This window comes from Thermoanaerobaculia bacterium (genome assembly GCA_018057705.1).
GTDB lineage: Bacteria > Acidobacteriota > Thermoanaerobaculia > Multivoradales > JAGPDF01 > JAGPDF01.
Map to the genome: position 1 here is coordinate 1 of JAGPDF010000088.1, position 16807 is coordinate 16807.

At 69.0% G+C, this 16807-nt stretch carries 11 protein-coding genes; 6 read left to right on the forward strand and 5 right to left on the reverse strand.

Features of this window, described 5'->3' with window-relative positions:
* The first annotated feature begins 65 nt into the window (after positions 1-65).
* From KBI44_18715 to KBI44_18725, 3 genes are all read left to right on the forward strand, one after another.
* Positions 66-2243, forward strand: coding sequence for a M3 family metallopeptidase (locus tag KBI44_18715; GenBank protein MBP9146517.1), 2178 nt, complete (start codon positions 66-68; stop codon positions 2241-2243).
* A gap of 73 nt (positions 2244-2316) precedes the next feature.
* Positions 2317-2889, forward strand: coding sequence for a sigma-70 family RNA polymerase sigma factor (locus KBI44_18720; protein MBP9146518.1), 573 nt, complete (start codon positions 2317-2319; stop codon positions 2887-2889).
* Entirely contained in the window at positions 2886-5663 is a 2778-nt protein-coding gene (locus KBI44_18725; protein MBP9146519.1) for a serine/threonine protein kinase, read from the forward strand. Before KBI44_18720 ends, KBI44_18725 begins: the two co-directional genes overlap by 4 nt.
* 10 nt (positions 5664-5673) lie before the next feature.
* Here KBI44_18725 and KBI44_18730 read toward each other — a convergent pair whose 3' ends face one another.
* The 4 genes from KBI44_18730 to KBI44_18745 form a co-directional block, all read right to left on the reverse strand.
* A complete protein-coding gene (locus KBI44_18730; protein ID MBP9146520.1) occupies positions 5674-7269 on the reverse strand; it encodes an FG-GAP repeat protein in 1596 nt (531 codons plus the stop codon).
* An 82-nt stretch (positions 7270-7351) separates the two neighbouring features.
* Positions 7352-8923, reverse strand: a complete 1572-nt coding sequence (locus KBI44_18735; protein ID MBP9146521.1) for an FG-GAP repeat protein — start codon at positions 8921-8923, stop codon at positions 7352-7354.
* Positions 8920-10512 (reverse strand): FG-GAP repeat protein, encoded by a 1593-nt coding sequence (locus KBI44_18740; protein ID MBP9146522.1) that lies wholly within the window; start codon positions 10510-10512, stop codon positions 8920-8922. Before KBI44_18740 ends, KBI44_18735 begins: the two co-directional genes overlap by 4 nt.
* Positions 10513-10561: 49 nt before the next feature.
* Entirely contained in the window at positions 10562-12037 is a 1476-nt protein-coding gene (locus KBI44_18745) for an FG-GAP repeat protein (protein MBP9146523.1), read from the reverse strand.
* 205 nt (positions 12038-12242) lie between these two features.
* Between KBI44_18745 and KBI44_18750 the strand changes: the two genes are divergently transcribed.
* Both KBI44_18750 and KBI44_18755 read left to right on the forward strand, forming a co-directional pair.
* Positions 12243-13004: an enoyl-CoA hydratase/isomerase family protein gene (locus tag KBI44_18750; GenBank protein ID MBP9146524.1), complete on the forward strand. Its 762-nt coding sequence runs from the start codon at positions 12243-12245 to the stop codon at positions 13002-13004.
* A 44-nt stretch (positions 13005-13048) separates the two neighbouring features.
* Positions 13049-13381 carry a 4a-hydroxytetrahydrobiopterin dehydratase gene (locus KBI44_18755; protein ID MBP9146525.1) on the forward strand — a complete coding sequence of 111 codons (333 nt, stop codon included), beginning with the start codon at positions 13049-13051 and terminating at the stop codon, positions 13379-13381.
* A 393-nt stretch (positions 13382-13774) separates the two neighbouring features.
* Here KBI44_18755 and KBI44_18760 read toward each other — a convergent pair whose 3' ends face one another.
* Complete coding sequence (locus KBI44_18760; protein ID MBP9146526.1) at positions 13775-15187, reverse strand: Glu/Leu/Phe/Val dehydrogenase; 1413 nt, start codon at positions 15185-15187, stop codon at positions 13775-13777.
* A 234-nt stretch (positions 15188-15421) separates the two neighbouring features.
* Between KBI44_18760 and pckA the strand changes: the two genes are divergently transcribed.
* Positions 15422-16807, forward strand: a 1386-nt coding sequence (gene pckA / locus KBI44_18765) for a phosphoenolpyruvate carboxykinase (ATP) (protein MBP9146527.1), incomplete at its 3' end; no start/stop codon positions are given.

Genomic DNA, 16807 nt, shown 5'->3' on the forward strand with positions numbered 1-16807 from the left:
TCTCTCGCCGCAGGTGACTCGCGGCTCTCCCGATCGGATCGACGATACCTATGGAGACAGATGACATGGCCAATCCCCTGCTGACCGGACTCGGTCTGGCTACCCTGCTCGCCGGTAGTGCTGCGGCGGCCTCGCCCGCCACCCCCACGGCCACCGCCGCCAATCCGCTGCTCGCCGCCTGGAGCGGGCCCTACGGCGGCGTGCCGCCCTTCGATGCCGCCAAAGTCGATCTCTTTCAGCCGGCGCTCGAGGCGGCGATGGCCGAGCAGCTCGCGGAGATCGACCGGATCGCGGGGAATCCGGAGCCCGCGACCTTCGCCAATACGATCGCCGCCCTGGAGGGTGCCGGGCGCACTCTCGATCGCGCGAACACCGTCTTCGAGGTTTTCGCAGGCACGATGAGCACGCCCGAAGTGCAGGCGGTCGAGCGCGAGATGGCGCCGAAGCTGGCGGCGTTCGCCGACCAGATCACCCAGAACGAGAAGCTCTTCGCGCGCATCCAGGCGGTCTACGAGACCCGTGAGAGCTCGGGTCTCTCGCCCGAGCAACAGCGCCTCGTTTGGCTCGACTACACCAACTTCGTGCGTGCCGGGGCGAAGCTCGATGGCCCGGCGAAGAAGCGGCTGTCGGAGATCAACCAGCGTCTCGCCACCCTGTTCACCCAGTTCAGCCAGAACGTGCTGGCCGACGAGACCGACTACGTTCTCGTCCTCGACTCCGAAGCGGATCTAGCTGGGTTGCCGCCCTCCCTGCGGGCCGCCGCGAGCGCCGCTGCCGAGTCGCGCGGGCACGCCGGCAAGTGGGCGATCCTCAACACACGATCGTCGATGGAGCCGTTCCTGACGTACTCCGACCGCCGCGATCTGCGCGAGAAGGTCTGGCGCACCTATTTCAGCCGCGGCGACAACGGCGACAAGCACGACAACAACGCCGGCATCACCGAGATCCTGATGTTGCGCGGCGAGCGCGCGAAACTCATCGGCTACGCCAATCATGCCGACCGCCGGCTCGAGAACTCGATGGCGAAGACGCCGGAGCGCACCCTCGAGCTCATGGAGGCGGTCTGGAAGCCGGCCGTGGCACGCGTCCACGAAGAGGTCGCCGACATGCAGAAGCTCGCCGCCGCCCAGGCGCCGGGCGATGCGGCGATCACCATCGAGCCCTGGGACTATCGCTACTACGCCGAGAAGGTGCGCAAGGAGCGCTACGACCTCGACGAGAACGAGGTCAAGCCGTACCTGCAGCTCGAGAAGCTGCGCGAGGGCATGTTCTGGGTGGCGGGAGAGCTCCTCGGCCTGCGCTTCGCGCCGGTCGCCGACGTCCCGGTCTATCACCCCGACGTCCGGGTCTGGAAGGTGACCAATGCCGCCTCCGAGCTCGTCGGCCTCTGGTACTTCGACCCCTACGCCCGGCCCGGCAAGCGCTCCGGCGCCTGGATGAACGCCTACCGCAGCCAGGAGCGCTTCGAGCGCGAGATCAGGACGATCGTCTCGAACAACTCGAACTTCGTGAAGGGCAAGCCCGGCGAGCCGATCCTGATCAGCTGGACCGACGCCGAGACCCTGTTTCACGAGTTCGGCCACGCCCTCCACGGTCTGTCGTCGAACGTGACCTACCCTTCGCTCGCCGGCACCAACGTGGCGCGCGACTACGTCGAGTTTCCGTCGCAGCTGCTGGAGCACTGGCTGCCGACGCCCGAGGTGCTCGACCGCTTCGCTCTCCACGTCGAGACCGGGAAGCCGATGCCGCGCGAGCTGGTCGCCAAGATCGAGCGCGCCGGGACGTTCAACCAGGGCTTCACGACGGTCGAGTTCCTCGCCAGCGCTCTCATGGACATGAAGCTGCATTTAGCCGCCGCAGGCGGCGGCGTCGCGATCGACCCCGACAAGTTCGAACGCGAGACGCTGGCCGCCCTGGGCATGCCGAAAGAGATCGTCATGCGGCACCGGACACCGCACTTCTCGCACATCTTCTCCTCCGACGGCTACTCTGCCGGCTACTACAGCTACCTCTGGGCCGACACCCTGACCGCCGACGCCTGGGAGGCGTTCGAGGAGGCCGGCGGCGCCTACGACAAGGCTGTGGCCAAGCGCCTGTATGACCACGTCTTCTCGGTCGGCAACACCGTCGATCCGGCCGAGGCCTACCGCGCCTTCCGCGGCAAGGATCCCGGCATCGACGCCCTGATGCGCGATCGCGGATTCCCGGTGCCGCAGGCCTCACCGGCGTCGGCGAAGAGATAGCGCGCGAGCCCGGGCGTCGGCTCCGGCGTCGCCCAGCCCGTCCGGCCGGGCCGGAAGGGTACACTTGGCGCCCATGTCGGGCGACGGCGAGCGCAGCGCGGATCTGACGGGTTTGCTGCAGGCGTGGCGGCGAGGCAGTGCCGGGGCGCGCGACGAGTTGCTCGAGCGCGTCTACGCCCACCTCAAGCGGATCGCCGCAGCCCAGCTGCGGGGGGAACGTGACGGCCACACCCTGCAGCCGACCGCGCTTGTGCATGAGGCCTATCTGCGCCTCATCAACCAGGCAAGAGTCGACTGGCGCGACCGCGCACACTTCTTCGGTCTGGTTGCGGCGACGATGCGCCGGGTGTTGATCGACCACGCGCGGCGCCGGGGAAGTCGCAAGCGTCAGCACGCAGAGGAGGCCCCGGGTCTCACGATCGCCGGATCCGTGGCGCCCGCGGTCGACCTCCTGGACCTCGACCGCGCTCTCGAGCGCCTGGCGGGAGAATCGGCGCGCGCCGCCCAGGTGGTGGAGATGCGCTACTTCGCCGGCCTCGACATCGACGAGGTTGCCGAGTGCCTGGAGATCTCGCCGGCGACCGTCAAACGGGACTGGGAGTTCGCTCGCACCTGGATGCGGGCGGAGTTGGGCGAACCGGCATGAGCGCGAGCGCTGGGTCGCCCGGCGGCGCCGCTCGATCGCTGCGATCGCTGCGCGACCTCTACGACCAGGCCGTGGAGCTGCCGGCCGAGCAGCGCGAGCGTTTCGTCGCCGCTCTCGAGGCCGCCGGAAGCTCTCACTGCGCGCAGCTCCGCCGCCTGCTCGCCGCCGCCGACCCGAGCGCCGAGTCGCCCCTCGACGGCGATCCATGGGCGCGAATCGAGGAGGAGGGCCCCGAACCGGCGCCGGAGCGCATCGGCCCGTACCGGATTCTCTCGGAGCTCGGGCGTGGCGGGATGGGCCGCGTCTATCTCGCCTTTTCCCTGGGCGCCGATTTCGAGCGTCAGGTGGCACTCAAGGTCGTCGCCCCGGGCGGCAGTGGTGTCGGCGAGATCGAGCGCCGTTTCCGCGACGAGCGCCGGATCCTCGCGCGCCTCGAGCATCCCGGGATCGCCCGCCTCTACGACGCCGGCCGCGCCGAGGACGGGCGCTGGTATCTCGCGCTCGAGTACGTCGCGGGTTCGAATCTCATCGAACACGTGCGCGAGCACGGCCTGGAGATTGCCGAGCGCCTGCGCCTCTTCCTCGCCGTCCTCGAGGCGGTGGCGTATGCGCACGCCTCCTCGGTCGTCCATCGCGACTTGAAGCCGGCCAACATCCAGGTCGGCCGCGACGGCAGACCGCGACTGCTCGATTTCGGGATCGCCAAGTTTCTGGCCGAAAGCGCCGCGGAGACGGCCCCGGGTGTCTCGGTCACCCGCACCGGCACGCGAGCGCTCACGCCGGCCTATGCGAGTCCGGAGCAGTTTCGCGGTGCAGCCGTCACTCCCGCCTCGGACGTCTTCTCGCTGGGAGTGGTGTTCTACGAGCTCCTGGCGGACGTTCGTCCCTTCCAACCGAAGGGAACCGAAGCGGAGATCGAGCGCGCCATCCTCGGCGAGGACCCGGAACCTCCGAGCACGGCCCGAAGGCGCGCCCAGACGGCGATCGACCGCGGCGTCGGGCAGGCCCCGTCAGGCCGGCCAGCGGCGAGGAGGCTGCCGCGGGACCTCGATGCCATCTGTCTCAAGGCGCTGCAGAAGAACCCGGAAGACCGCTACGCTTCGGCGGCCGAGTTCGCCGAGGACGTTGCGCGCTACCTCGCCGGAGCCCCCGTCGCCGCGCGTGGCGGCGGGCTCGGCTACCGGATCTCCCGTTTCTATCGCCGCCACCGGCTGGCCGTCGCGGCGGCGGCCGCCCTCGGGTTGCTCGCGACAGCCCTCGGCTACAGCGAAGTCGCACGCCGCCGGGGGGTCCGCGCTGCCCTCGCTCCCCGCGCTTCCCTGGCTCTCGATGCCGCCGTCGCCGCCGACCCGACGCCGCGCAGGTTTCCCTTCTCCGGCGTCGCGGCGAGCGACGCTCCGGAGCTCGAACGCCGTTTCGCCGCCGAACCCGGCAGCGTCGAGACCGGCGCCCACCTCGTGATGGCGCTGGCCAAGGGCGACCGGCGCGCCGAGGCCGAGCTCATCGTCGCCCGCCTGCGCCAGATCCCCGGCCGCGGCGCCGATCCGCTCATCGACTACGCGGAAGCGACGCTTGCAGGAAGCGGGGCCGAGCCGCAGCGAGCGCTCGTGTTGTTCACGACCGCACTCGAGCGCGCGATCGCCGCCGGGCGGGGGGACCTGGTGTCGCAGACCCGGGCGTCGCGCGGCCGGCTGCTCTCGACCCTGGGCCGGAGCGAGGAGGCGCGGGCCGACATGGAAGCTGCACGCGCCGGCTTCGAGACCTCTGGCGACACGGCGTCTCTGGCGCGCGTCCTCAACGACCTCGCGATCGAAGAGCTGCAGCGCGGCAACCTCCTCGCCGGGGAACGCCTCCTGGAGCAGGCGCTCGCCGCCAGCCGGGCCGTCGGTCCGGGCGGCGGCGGCGTCATCCTGGGCAATCTCGCCGGTCTCGCGATGCAGCGCGGCCGCCCCGACCTCGCCGAACCGCGCCATCGCGAAGCGGTGCAGATCTTTCGCGAAGCCAAGAGTCGCAGGCTCTCCTGGGCGTTGACCGATCTCTCGGAGACGCTGCGGGATCTGGGAAGGGTGGTGGAAGCGGACGCCGCCCTCGCCGAAGCGCTCACGCTTCTCGCCGCCGGCCCCGCGGGCTCCGACTACGCCATCGCGCTCTTCTATCGCGGCGGCGCCGAGCTCGACGCCGGCGGGCTCGAGCGAGTCGGCGCGACCGTGGCCGAACTGGCAAGCGTCGCGCGAACGACGGGAGATCGCGCGACGCTCGCCTATTCCGAGAGGCTGCGCGGTCTCGCGGCGGCCGCCCGGGGCGAGCGCGCCGCGGCGCGCCAGGGGCTCGCCGAGGCGAGTCGCCTGCTGCTCGCCAACGGCCAGGCCGACTGGGCTGCCGAGACCGATCTCCAGCTCGCCGAGGTCGAGTTCGGCTTCGACGAGCTCGTGGCGGCGGCCGGACTCGCCGAGCGGGCACGGGACGCCGGTGGCGCGGCGAGCGCCGAGGGCACCACGGCCTTTCTGGCGACCGCTCTCCTGGCCGGGATCGACGCGCGGTCCGGCAGACTGCCCGAGGCCCGGCGGCGCCTCGACACCCTGGGGGAGGCCGCTGCGAGCTCCCCGAGTGTGAACCGGCGCTTGAGCTATCTCCGCGCCCGCGCGCTCTGGGCGCTAGCTTCCGGGCGCGAAGGCGACGCCCGGCGCGATCTCGAGGCCGCGCTCGCCTGCGCCGAGTCCGCCGGCCGGAAGCTTCAGGCGGCTGCCCTTCGCCGCGCGCTCCGCGAGCTCTGATCCGCCGGTTTCAGGGAGCGACAGCCGACCAGTAGGACGTGTCCTGGCTTTCGAATCCGTCGGAGAACATGCTGCCGTAGAGGACGATCTCCATCCCGGCCCTGAACGACCCGGTGGGTGAGCTGCCGTAGAGCTCGCCGATCACCAGATCGGCGTAGCCGTCAGCGTCGAAGTCTCCCGCAGTGGCCGCGGAACCGAAGTAGGCGTGGAGGAAGCCCGCACCCGGAATGCCCTCGCTCGCGGCGAGCAGAAGGCGGCTGCGAGCCTGGGCGAAGCCGGTCGCGCCCCCCAGGAGCACCGTGGCCGCGCCGGTGTTCGAACTGGTGGTGTCTTCCTCGGGGTGGCCGATCATCAGGTCGTCTCGCCCGTCGCCGTCGAAGTCACCGACGGCGAACGCCTCCCCGAAGCGATCGCCGAGCTCGGCGGTGTCGAGGCCGATAAGCCCTCCCTGAGCCCACCCCTGGGTGCGCGCGAGATCGAAGAAGATCCCTGTGCTGGAGCCGTACGTCACGGCAACGGCGCCGGAGTCGGTGAGCTCGTTCGCGAGACCCAGCGTCTCGCCAGGCGAGCCGATTGCCAGATCTGCGCGGCCGTCGCCATCGAAATCCCCCGCCGCGAGCGCGAAGCCGAACTTGTCGTTGGGCTCGCTGGTGCCTGCGATGCTGTTCTGCGTCCAGAAGAGGTCGCGCGTCAGGTCCAGCCCGCCGCCGTTCCAGAAGAAGACATGGAGTGCGCCGTAGCCGTTCTCGTTCGGTACGCCGACCGCGAGGTCCGCGTGGCCGTTGCCGTCGAAGTCCCCCGACGTGAGCGCGAAACCGAAGCGATCGTTTTCCTCGCCGACGTCGTCGATGCTGGGACTGTCCTGCCGCAGGAGCAGGCCACCCGTGAAGAAGCCTCCGGGACCACCGTAGTCGATGCGCACCGCGCCCGCAGCGGTGGACTGCAGGGGCATGCCGGTGGCCAGGTCGTCGTAGCCATCATTGTTGAAGTCGCCTGCAGCGAGTGCCAGGCCGATGCGGTCGCCCGCGGCCCCGGGAATTGGGAGTATCGTCCCGATGTCGAAGACCGGGGAGGAACCGGAGCCGAAGTAGATCTGCACGCCGCCGGTGGCGACGCCGACGACCTCGTTGCCGGGAACACCGACGGCGAGGTCGTCGAACCCATCCCCGTCGAAGTCGCCGGCGGCGAGCGCCCAGCCGAACTGCTCGTCGTCGAAGGCCAAGTCGGGCCCGACCTCCTGCGAAAGCAGGACGGCACCCCCCGGCGGCGCTAGCCCCGCTCCGGCGATGCCGAACTGAACGTAGACCGCCCCGATGTACTGCTGGATGTTCGCGACTCCGTCGTCGTAGGGAAGGCCAGTCGCGAGGTCGTCGACACCGTCGCCGTTCCAATCTCCCACGGCGAAGGCGTGGCCGAACTCCTCCTGGAACCCGGGCAGATTCCCCCCGAGCTCGAAGTTGTCGATGCCGCGCGCACGGACCGAGGAGAGACCGACGGAGCTGGCAGCGAGAACGACCGGCGGCAAGGCGACCGGGTACGAAGCCAGCGCCGCGAGAAGCGCCAGGGCGCCTGGACGGGAGAGGCGGAGCTGCAGGAGTCGGGTCATGTGAGGTACGCGCAAGCCTTTCCCGGAAAGGCTCATGAGCCGCGCGTGCGCACGACCGGGAAAAGCCTCACGGTCTCTCGTCTCACGGAGCGGCGCTCGACCAATAGCCCGGAGCGGCATCCTCGAAGCCGTCGGAGAAGAGACCGCCGTAGAGGATGACCGCGAGGCCGGAGTCGAGGATTGTGCCGTCCTGATTGTGAAAGGGCGCGCCGATCACGAGGTCGGCTGAACCGTCGGCGTCGAAGTCGCCGCTCGCGGCCGCGAACCCGTAATTGCTGTGGGGCTGGATCGGACCTGGAAGACCGTCGGTGCCGGCGGCGAGGAAGCGGGCACGCAGTTGCGAGAAACCGTTCGGGCCGCCCATGTGCACCGTCAGAGCGCCGTCGTTCATGCCGGTCACGTCCTCTTCCGGCTGGCCGATCGCGAGATCGGCGTAGCCATCGGCGTCGAAGTCGCCGGCGGCGAGCGCCGCGCTGAAGCGGTCGCCGGCTTCGGCGGTGTCGACGCTCAGAATTCCGCCCTGACCCCAGGCCTGGGTGCGCGCGAGATCGAAAGTGGCCGAGGTCGACCCGTAGACGACCACGACCATCCCCGTGTTGGTGATCTCGTTGGAGAGTCCGAGCGCCTCACCGGGCGAGCCGATCGCGAGGTCGTCCTTGCCATCGCCGTCGAAGTCGGCCGCCGCGAGGGCGAAGCCGAACTGATCGTTGAGCTCGCCGGTTCCGGCCACCGCGTCCTGCGACAGCAGGAGGTCGAGGGCGGGGTCGATGCCGGAGGGGGTCGAGAAGAGGACCTGCACGGACCCGACCTGATTCTCGTTGACGACTCCGACCGCCAGATCGTCGCCGCCGTTGCCGTCGAAATCGCCGGCGGCGAGAGAGTAACCGAAGAGGTCGTGCGCCTCGCGCACGCCCTCGACGCCGGGAGTGTCCTGGTCGATCACACTGCCGGGATCCTCCAGCCCACTCGCGCCGCCGCAGGCGATCCGAATGCCACCGGCGTTGGTGTTGAGGCCGGGGCTGGCGACGGCGAGGTCGGCGAAGCCGTCGCCGTCGAAGTCGCCCGCCGCCAGAGCGAAACCGGTCCGTGAGTCCTGCAGGACGCCGATATTCGAGACATTGACGGCCTCCCCGAAGACCTCCGGCGTCGCGGAGCCGTAGTAGACGCGGACCAAGCCGTAGCGCTCGTGGCCGAAGCTGCCCGTACTTTCCGGAGAGCCGACGGCGAGGTCGTCGATCGTGTCGCCATTGAAGTCGGCGGCAGCGAGGGCCCAGCCGAAGTGTGCGCCATGCGGGTCGGTCACCAACAGGCTGGGCGACGCGGCGAGGAGACCTGCGCCCGCGCTGCCCAGCTGGACGAAGACGGAACCGCCGGGAATCACCTGGCTGGATCCGAGGGCGTCGTAGGGGACACCGGTGGCGAGATCGCTGGCGCCGTCGCCGTTGAAGTCGCCGCTGGCGAAGCTGAACCCGAAGCGGTCGGACGCCTCCACCGGATTCTCGGGGAGCGCGAAGTTCGGGATCGTGACGCCGCGGACCGAGGAGAGGCCGACCGAACCCGCCTCTGCGGCCGGCGGAGCGAGGAGCGGCGCCGTCAGGATCGCCGCGAGAGCGGCGCGATAGAGGCGGCGACGAACCGCGGGGCGGCGGATCACGGCGTCACCGCCGACCAGTAGGTTGCATTGCCGGTGTCGAAGCCGTCGGCGGCCAGGCCGCCGTAGAGCACGATCTCGGCGCCTTTTGGATCGGCGCCGTAGCTCGGCACGCCGATCACCAGATCCGCATAGTGGTCGCCATCGAAATCGCCCGCCGCCAGCGCGGCGCCGAAGGTGCCGGGCTGGCTGGTCGATCCCGGAACGCCCTCGTGGCCGGGGGCGAAGAGCCGGCTGCGACTCTGCTGAAAGGGGTTGGCGCCTCCGAGAAGCGCGGTGACGGCGCCGTCTCCCGTCTGGCTCCAGGCCTCTCCGGGATGGCTGACGATCAGGTCGTCGAAGCCGTCGTGGTCGAAATCACCGGTCGTCATCGAGTAGCCGAATAGGTCGTTCGGCTCGGCGACATCGAGACCGATGAAGCCGCCCTGGCCCCAGGCGACGGTGCGCGCGAGGTCGAAGCCGGCCGGGTCGCCGAACACGGCGGCGACCGTTCCGGCATCCGTGATCTCTTCGGCGAGCCCGAAGTCCTCGCCGTACGAGCCGATGACGAGGTCGCCGTAGCCGTCGCCATCGAAGTCCCCCGTCGTGAGCGCCGACCCGAAGAAGTCGCCGGGCTCGCTGGTGCCCGCGATGCTGTTCTGGGTCCACAGGATGTCGTGCACGAGATCGAGTCCGTTCTCGCCGCCGAAGAAGAGCTGCACGGCGCCGTAGCCGTTCTCCAGCGGCACGCCCACCGCGAGATCGTCGCGGCCGTCGCCGTTCCAGTCGTGCGCCGCGAGAGCCCAGCCGAAGCGGTCATCCGGTTCCCCGTTGTCTTCGATATCCGGATTGCTCTGCTGCAGGAACTGGCCGCCGGGGCCCAGCCCGCCGCTCCCGCCGTACATCACGAAGACGGCGCCGGCGACCGCGTCTCTCCCTGGAATTCCCACTGCGAGATCCTCGTAGTTGTCGTCGTCGAAATGGCCCGCGGTGAGTTCCAGCCCGATGTAGTCGTTCGCCGACCCACCGATTCCGAGGACGACGCCCGGCCCGAAGACCGCCGGATCGGCGGAGCCGAAGAAGACCTGTACGCCTCCCTTCGCCACTCCACCCTGGACGTCGCGCGGCACGCCGACAGCGAGGTCGTCGAAGCCGTCGTTGTCGAAGTCGCCGGCGGCGAGGGCGAAGCCGAACTGCTCCTCCTCGGCCGGGGTGTTCGCTCCGGAGGCCTGCGACAGCCGGAACCAGCCGCTCGCCGAAGCGAGGCCAGCACCGGGGGCGCCCAAATGAACGTAGACCGAGCCCGCACCCGCGACGGTTCCCGATCCGAAATCGACGGCGTCGAAAGGCACTCCGCTGGCGAGGTCCGCGATGCCGTCGCCGTTGAAGTCGCCGCTCGCGAGGGTCATTCCGAAGCCGTCTCCGGGATCGGGACCGCCCGATCCGAACGGGAACGTCTGGACCAGCTGGCTGCGAACCGGCGAGAGGCCGACGCTGACCGAAGCCGCAGAGAGAGGGGGCGCCAGCAGGCTCGCAAGGGTGAGGGCCATGGCGAGGCCGCTCGCCGCGGCGCCCGAGTCCTCGCCTCGAATCGTGGCTGTAGGTACGTTCATGCAGAGTACGCGCAAGAGGCCTCGCAGAAAGCTCACGGGAGCCCGCCGCTCAAGGGGTGGCGGCCGACCAGTAGGTGTTCCCCTGGTCTTCGAAGCCGTCGCAGAATGTGCAGCCATAGATGACGAACTGCATGCCGGAGTCCGGCAGGAGGAGGCTGGCGTCGTAAAACGGTGCGCCGATCACGAGGTCGGACTTCCAGTCCCAGTCGAAGTCGCCCGAAGCCGCCGCCTGACCGTAGTTGGAGTGCGACTGCGCGGTTCCGGGGAGACCCTCGACTCCGGCGGCGAGGACGCGACTGCGACTCGCCGAGAAGGCGGAGACGCCACCCAGAAGGACGGTGACCGCGCCGTTGTTCGTGCCGGAGAGGTCCTCCTGCGGATGGCCCACCATGAGGTCGTGGTGTCCGTCGCCGTTGAAGTCGCCCACCGCCAACGACTCGCCGAAGCGGTCGCCGGCCTCCGCGGTTTCGAGTCCGAACACTCCCCCCTGGCTCCAGGCCTGGGTGCGCGCGAGATCGAAGGAGACGCCCCCGGGGGTGCCGTAGAGTACGGCGACCGAGCCCGAATCGGTGATCTCGTTCGACAACCCGAGCGTTTCGCCCGGCGAGCCGATCGCCAGATCCGACCGGCCATCGTCATCGAAGTCGCCGGTCGCCAGGGCGAAGCCGAACTTGTCGTTGGGCTCGCTCGTGCCGGCGACCGAGTTCTGCGTCCAGAAGGTGTCGTTCACCAGGTCGAGACCGTTCGCGGCGGTCGTGCCGAAGAAGATCTGGATCGCACCGCTGCCGTTCTCGTTCGGGATCCCGACGACCAGATCCGACTTCCCATTGGCGTTGAAGTCGCCTGCGGCGAGTGCGAAGCCGAACTTGTCGTTCGCTTCGCCGACGTCCTCGATGTCCGGGTTGTTCTGTTGCAAGAGCTGGCCGCCGCTCGTCAGGCCCGCCGCACTGCCGTAGATGACGAACACCGCGCCGGCAGAGCTCGCCTGGCCGGGAATGCCGACGGCGAGGTCGTCGAAGTTGTCCTCGTTGAAATCTCCGGTGGCGAGCGCGGCGCCGATGCTGTCACCCGCCGCGCCGCCGATCGTGAGCAGGGTTCCGCCGTCGAAGACCTCCGGGCTCGTCGAGCCGTAGTAGACCTGCACGCCGCCGATGGCAAGGCCCCCGACGACGTTTCCCGGGACGCCGACGGCGAGGTCGTCGATGAAATCGTGGTTGAAGTCGCCGACCGCGAGCGCAGCTCCGAAACGCTCGTTGTCGATCGACAGGTCGGGCCCGATCTCCTGGGAAAGAAGGAGACTCTCGGCCGGAAGGGCGAGCCCGATACCCACGGCGCCGAACTGGACGATCACCGCGCCGATGTTCTGTTCAATATCGGCGACGCCGTCGTCGAAGGGGATACCCGTCGCCAGGTCGTCGATGAGATCGCCGTTGAAGTCGCCGACCGCCAGGGCGGCCCCGAAATGCTCTCCGCTCTCGACCAGATCGCCTGCGACCGGGTAGTTCGGGACGGCTGCGCCATTCACGGACGACAGGCCGACCGACCCCGCTTGGGCCGGCGGGCCGAAGGCGGCGAGGAGGAGCAGGGAGACTGTGCCGACGAAGGGAGCTCTCTGTCGGAGCTGGCGCGCAGGGCGAGATGTGCGGTTCACGCAGAGTACGCGCAGGGGGCCGGGGGAAAGGCTCATGACACGCGAGAGAAGCGGGTAGGATCGGCGCTGGAGGACTTCGATGCTCGAACGAACCGAACATGGTGAGATTCTCGAACTGCGGCTGGCACGTCCGCCGGCGAACGCGCTCGACGCCGCACTGATCGTGGCGCTCGGCGAGGCGATCGAGGCGGCGCCGGCCTCGGGAGCGCGCGCCCTGGTGCTCTCCGGCCGGCCGGGGATGTTCTCCGGCGGGCTCGACGTGCCGTCGCTCCTCACTCTCGACCGCGCCGGCATGGAGCAGACGCTGCGCGACTTCTTCCGCCTCATGCGCGCCCTCGCCGCCTCGCCGATTCCGACCGTCGCCGCGATCACCGGGCACGCTCCCGCCGGCGGCGCGGTGCTTTCGATCTTCTGCGACGCGCGGATCATGGCGGAAGGGGATTTCAAGATCGGCCTGAACGAGGTCCAGGTCGGCCTCTCGCTGCCGCGGGTGATTCACACGGCGCTGGCGCGCGTCGTCGGCGAGCGCCAGGCCGAGCGCCTCGGTGTGGGCGGACTGCTCGTTCCGGCCGGCGAGGCGTTACGCATTGGGTTGGTCGACGAGCTGGTGCCGGTCGACGGCGTCGTCGAGCGCGCGATCCAAGGCTGCCGCGATCTCCTGCAGCTCCCGCCGCGCGCCATGGCGACGACCCGGGCGCTCTGCCGCGCCGGTCTGGTGGAGGCGTTCGACCGCCAGCAGGGCGACACCTACGAGCGCTTCGTCGATGACTGGTTCGGCGCCGAGACGCAAGGGGCCATGCGCGCCCTGGTCGCGCGCTTGCAGAGCAAGTCGAAGGGCTGAAGAGGAGCCCACGAGCCCGGGGCGATACCCGGAGGAGAGGCGACATGTCCGAGCTTGCCGCAAAGCAGTGTGTGCCGTGCCGGGGAGGCGTTGCGCCGCTCGCCGGAGGCGAGTTGGACCGGCTCCTCGGCGCGCTGGGTCCGAACGACTGGCAGGTCATCTCCGGCCACCACCTGGAGAAGTCCTACACTTTTCCAGATTTCTCCTCGGCGCTCGCCTTCGTCAACCGGGTCGGTGCGGTCGCCGAAGAGCAGGGGCACCACCCCGACATCTACCTCGGGTGGGGCAAGGTACGGATCACCGTCTGGACCCACAAGATCGAAGGCCTGACCGAGAGCGACTTCATCCTCGCCGCCAAGGCCGACCAGGCGCTTTGAGCCGGAAAGGCCCTGCGGAAACGAAAAAGGCCCCGGACCTCTCGCGAGATCCGGGGCCTTGGGGTTCGATGCGGACGGCGCTGGGTTGAAGCCTGCTAGCGGGATCCCTTGCGAGATGCCCTTCGCTTCTGCCCGTGGCGCACTGCGTTTCGCCCCAGGAGGTACCCCTAGGAGGACGCCGCCCCCATCGAGCCACGTTTGCCATTACCCACTGGATCACCTCCTTTTCTGGACGTCACGGTCGAGCGGTGGGACCCACCCCACCCGGCCTCCGGAGCCGTCCGAACTCCGAAGAGACCGCCGCCGCCCCGGGGTCGGGGTGCGGAGCGAATTGCGGGAGTCTGAACCGCGACAGCCCGGCTGTCAATCGACTCCCGAAACTTGCGGCACTTCCTACGGGAAGATGCCGAGGTCGCTGTAGGTCACCGCGATCATGTCGATCGCGACGATGAACGCCGCCGTGCGCAGGTCCGGCTTGTCGTTGTGCTTGCGGCGCATGTCGCGGATCTTCTGGTACGACGTCACCATCGTCTCCTCGAGCCCGGAGTTGACCAGATCCTCTTCCGAGGCGCCGGTCGCGAGTCCCTTGATCTCCTCTTCCGAGAGATCCTTGCCGGTGAGCGTCTGGACCGCCTGCAGGAGCTTGCGGTAGGTGCGCTCCTCGAATCGCTTCTCCATGCGGCCGAAGCGGACGTGCGAGAGGTTCTTCAGCCACTCGAAATAGGAAACCGTCACGCCGCCGGCGTTGCAGTACATGTCGGGGATGACCATCACGCCCCGGGCGTACAGCTTGTCGCCGGCCACGGCGGTCGTCGGTCCGTTGGCGCCTTCGGCGATGATCTTGGCCTGGATGCGATCGCAGTTCTCCTCGGTGATCTGGTTCTCGAGGGCGGCGGGGACGAGGATGTCGCACGGCAGCTCGAGAGCGGCCATCCGGTCCTTGAGGTCGGTCGAGCCCGGGAAACCGAGGATCGAGCCGGTCGCCGCACGGTGGGCCATCAGCTTCTCGAGATCGAGCCCGGCGGGCGAGGCGATCGAGCCCTCGCGCTCCGCTACGCCGACCAGCTTGACGCCGGATTCACAGAGGAACTTGGCGGCATAGTAGCCGACGTTGCCGAGCCCCTGGACGACCGCCGTCTTGCCGGCGAGTCCGGGGGTGAAGCCCAGCAGCTTCATGTCGGCGGCGTCGTTGCAGGCCTCGCGGATGGCGAAGAAGACGCCCCTGCCGGTGGCCGCGGTGCGGCCGCGCACGCCGCCCTGGGCGATCGGCTTGCCGGTGACGCAGCCGAGACTGTTGACGTCCTGGGCCGCGAGCGCCTGGTAGGTGTCCGCGATCCACGACATCTCCTTCGGGCCGGTGCCGTAATCGGGCGCCGGCACATCCACTGCCGGTCCGATGAAGCCCTTGCGGAAGAGCTCGTAGGCGTAGCGCCGCGTGATGCGCTCGAGCTCCGCTTCGCTGTAGTTCCTGCGGTCGATACGGATGCCGCCCTTGGCGCCGCCGAACGGCACGTCGACCATGGCGCACTTGTAGGTCATCAGCGCGGACAGCGCCATGACCTCGTCCTCGTTCACCCGGTAGTCGTAGCGGATACCGCCCTTCGTCGGGAGCTTGTGCTGGGAGTGCTCGGCGCGCCAGGCGTGGATGACCTCGATCGAACCGTCATCCTTCTCCACGGGGAAAGCCATGTGGTAGACGCTGTTGCAGACCTTGATCTGCTCGAGCAGCCCCTTCGAGTGCTTGGTGTAGGCGGCCGCCTTGTCGAAATTGGCGTTGACCTGGTCAAAGAAACTGATTTCGCTCATGGTTTTGGGATCCTCTCGCTGGCGCTGTGGTGCCGGCCGGATTGGTGTGCGGCAATCAAAACGAAGGCAGTTTTCCACCTTTGGGCGGGGGCCGCAAGAGTCCTTGGGGCGGCTGCGCCCAGCCTCGCGAGCCGCACCGCCGGACGGGAAGAACCCCCGGCCTTTCAAGTAGAATGCCCGCGTTTTTCCGATCCTTGACGGGCGCAGGGTGACCCGTCCTTCCCGAGGTGAGCAATGCAGAATCATGGTCCGGTCCAGAGCCGTCATGGAGTCGAGGAGCAGGGTCTCGCGGGCGCCCGGAACGTCTATTGGAACCTGCCGCCGGCGCGGCTCTACGAAGAGGCGGTCCGCCGCGGCGAGGCCCGGATCTCGGCCGACGGGGCGCTCATCTGCCATACGGGTGAGTTCACGGGCCGGTCGCCCAACGACAAGTTCGTCGTCGAAGAGCCGGGGACGTCGGCCGACATCTGGTGGGGCAAGGTCAACAAGCCGATCTCGGGCGCGGCGTTCGATCTTCTGCTCGCCAAGGCCCGCGAGCACTTGGGCGGCAAGGATCTGTTCGTCTTCGACGGTTATGCCGGAGCCGATCCGCGCTATCGCTTGCCGGTTCGGATCATCACCGAGACCGCCTGGCAGGCGCTCTTCGCCTCGAACATGTTCGTGCGCGAGACCGACCCGGCGAAGCTCGCCCTGTTCGAGCCCGGTTTCGTCGTCCTCGACGCGGCGAGCTTCAAGGCCGACCCGGCGGCGGACGGGACCCGGACTTCGACTTTCATCCTGGTGAACTTCGCCGAGAAGATGGTGCTGATCGGTGGCACCGAGTACGCCGGCGAGATCAAGAAGTCGATCTTCACGGTGATGAACCACGTGCTGCCGGGCAAGGGGATCTTTCCCATGCATTGCAGCGCCAACTACGGCGCCGACAAGGACGACGTCGCCCTCTTCTTCGGCCTCTCCGGAACCGGCAAGACGACGCTCTCCGCCGACCCGCGCCGCACGCTCATCGGCGACGACGAGCACGCCTGGTCGGACGACGGGGTCTTCAACATCGAGGGCGGCTGCTACGCCAAGGTGGTGCGGCTCTCGCGCGAGGGCGAGCCCGACATCTGGGATGCGTCGCACCGCTTCGGGACGATTCTCGAGAACGTCGAGTTCCACCCGGAAACGCACGAGCTCGACCTCGAGTCGACGCGGTTCACCGAGAACACCCGCTCGAGCTACCCGATCACCCACCTGCGCAACTGCGACCCGGCGGGCATCGCCGGGCATCCGAAGGATGTCGTCTTCCTGACCTGCGACGCTTTCGGCGTCCTGCCGCCGCTCTCCCGGCTCACCGAGGAGCAGGCGATGTACCACTTTCTCTCCGGCTACACCGCCAAGGTCGCCGGCACGGAGCGCGGCATCACCGAGCCCACGGCGACCTTTTCGACCTGTTTCGGGAGCCCCTTCCTGCCGCGCCACCCCGGCGTCTATGCGGCGTTGCTCGGCGCGAAGCTCGCCCAACACAAGGCCCGCGTCTGGTTGCTCAACACCGGCTGGACAGGCGGGGCCTACGGCACCGGTTCGCGGATGAAGCTCGGTCTGACGCGCCGGCTCGTCGATGCGGTGCTCTCCGGCGAG

Excerpts from the sequence above, each read along its gene's own strand:
- KBI44_18720 (MBP9146518.1), top strand. The coding sequence starts at position 2,317 with ATGTCGGGCGACGGCGAGCGCAGCGCGGATCTGACGGGTTTGCTGCAG.
- KBI44_18725 (MBP9146519.1), top strand. The coding sequence starts at position 2,886 with ATGAGCGCGAGCGCTGGGTCGCCCGGCGGCGCCGCTCGATCGCTGCGA.
- KBI44_18715 (MBP9146517.1), top strand. The coding sequence starts at position 66 with ATGGCCAATCCCCTGCTGACCGGACTCGGTCTGGCTACCCTGCTCGCC.
- KBI44_18755 (MBP9146525.1), top strand. The coding sequence starts at position 13,049 with ATGTCCGAGCTTGCCGCAAAGCAGTGTGTGCCGTGCCGGGGAGGCGTT.
- KBI44_18730 (MBP9146520.1), bottom strand. The coding sequence starts at position 7,269 with ATGACCCGACTCCTGCAGCTCCGCCTCTCCCGTCCAGGCGCCCTGGCG.
- KBI44_18740 (MBP9146522.1), bottom strand. The coding sequence starts at position 10,512 with ATGAACGTACCTACAGCCACGATTCGAGGCGAGGACTCGGGCGCCGCG.
- KBI44_18750 (MBP9146524.1), top strand. The coding sequence starts at position 12,243 with ATGCTCGAACGAACCGAACATGGTGAGATTCTCGAACTGCGGCTGGCA.
- KBI44_18760 (MBP9146526.1), bottom strand. The coding sequence starts at position 15,187 with ATGAGCGAAATCAGTTTCTTTGACCAGGTCAACGCCAATTTCGACAAG.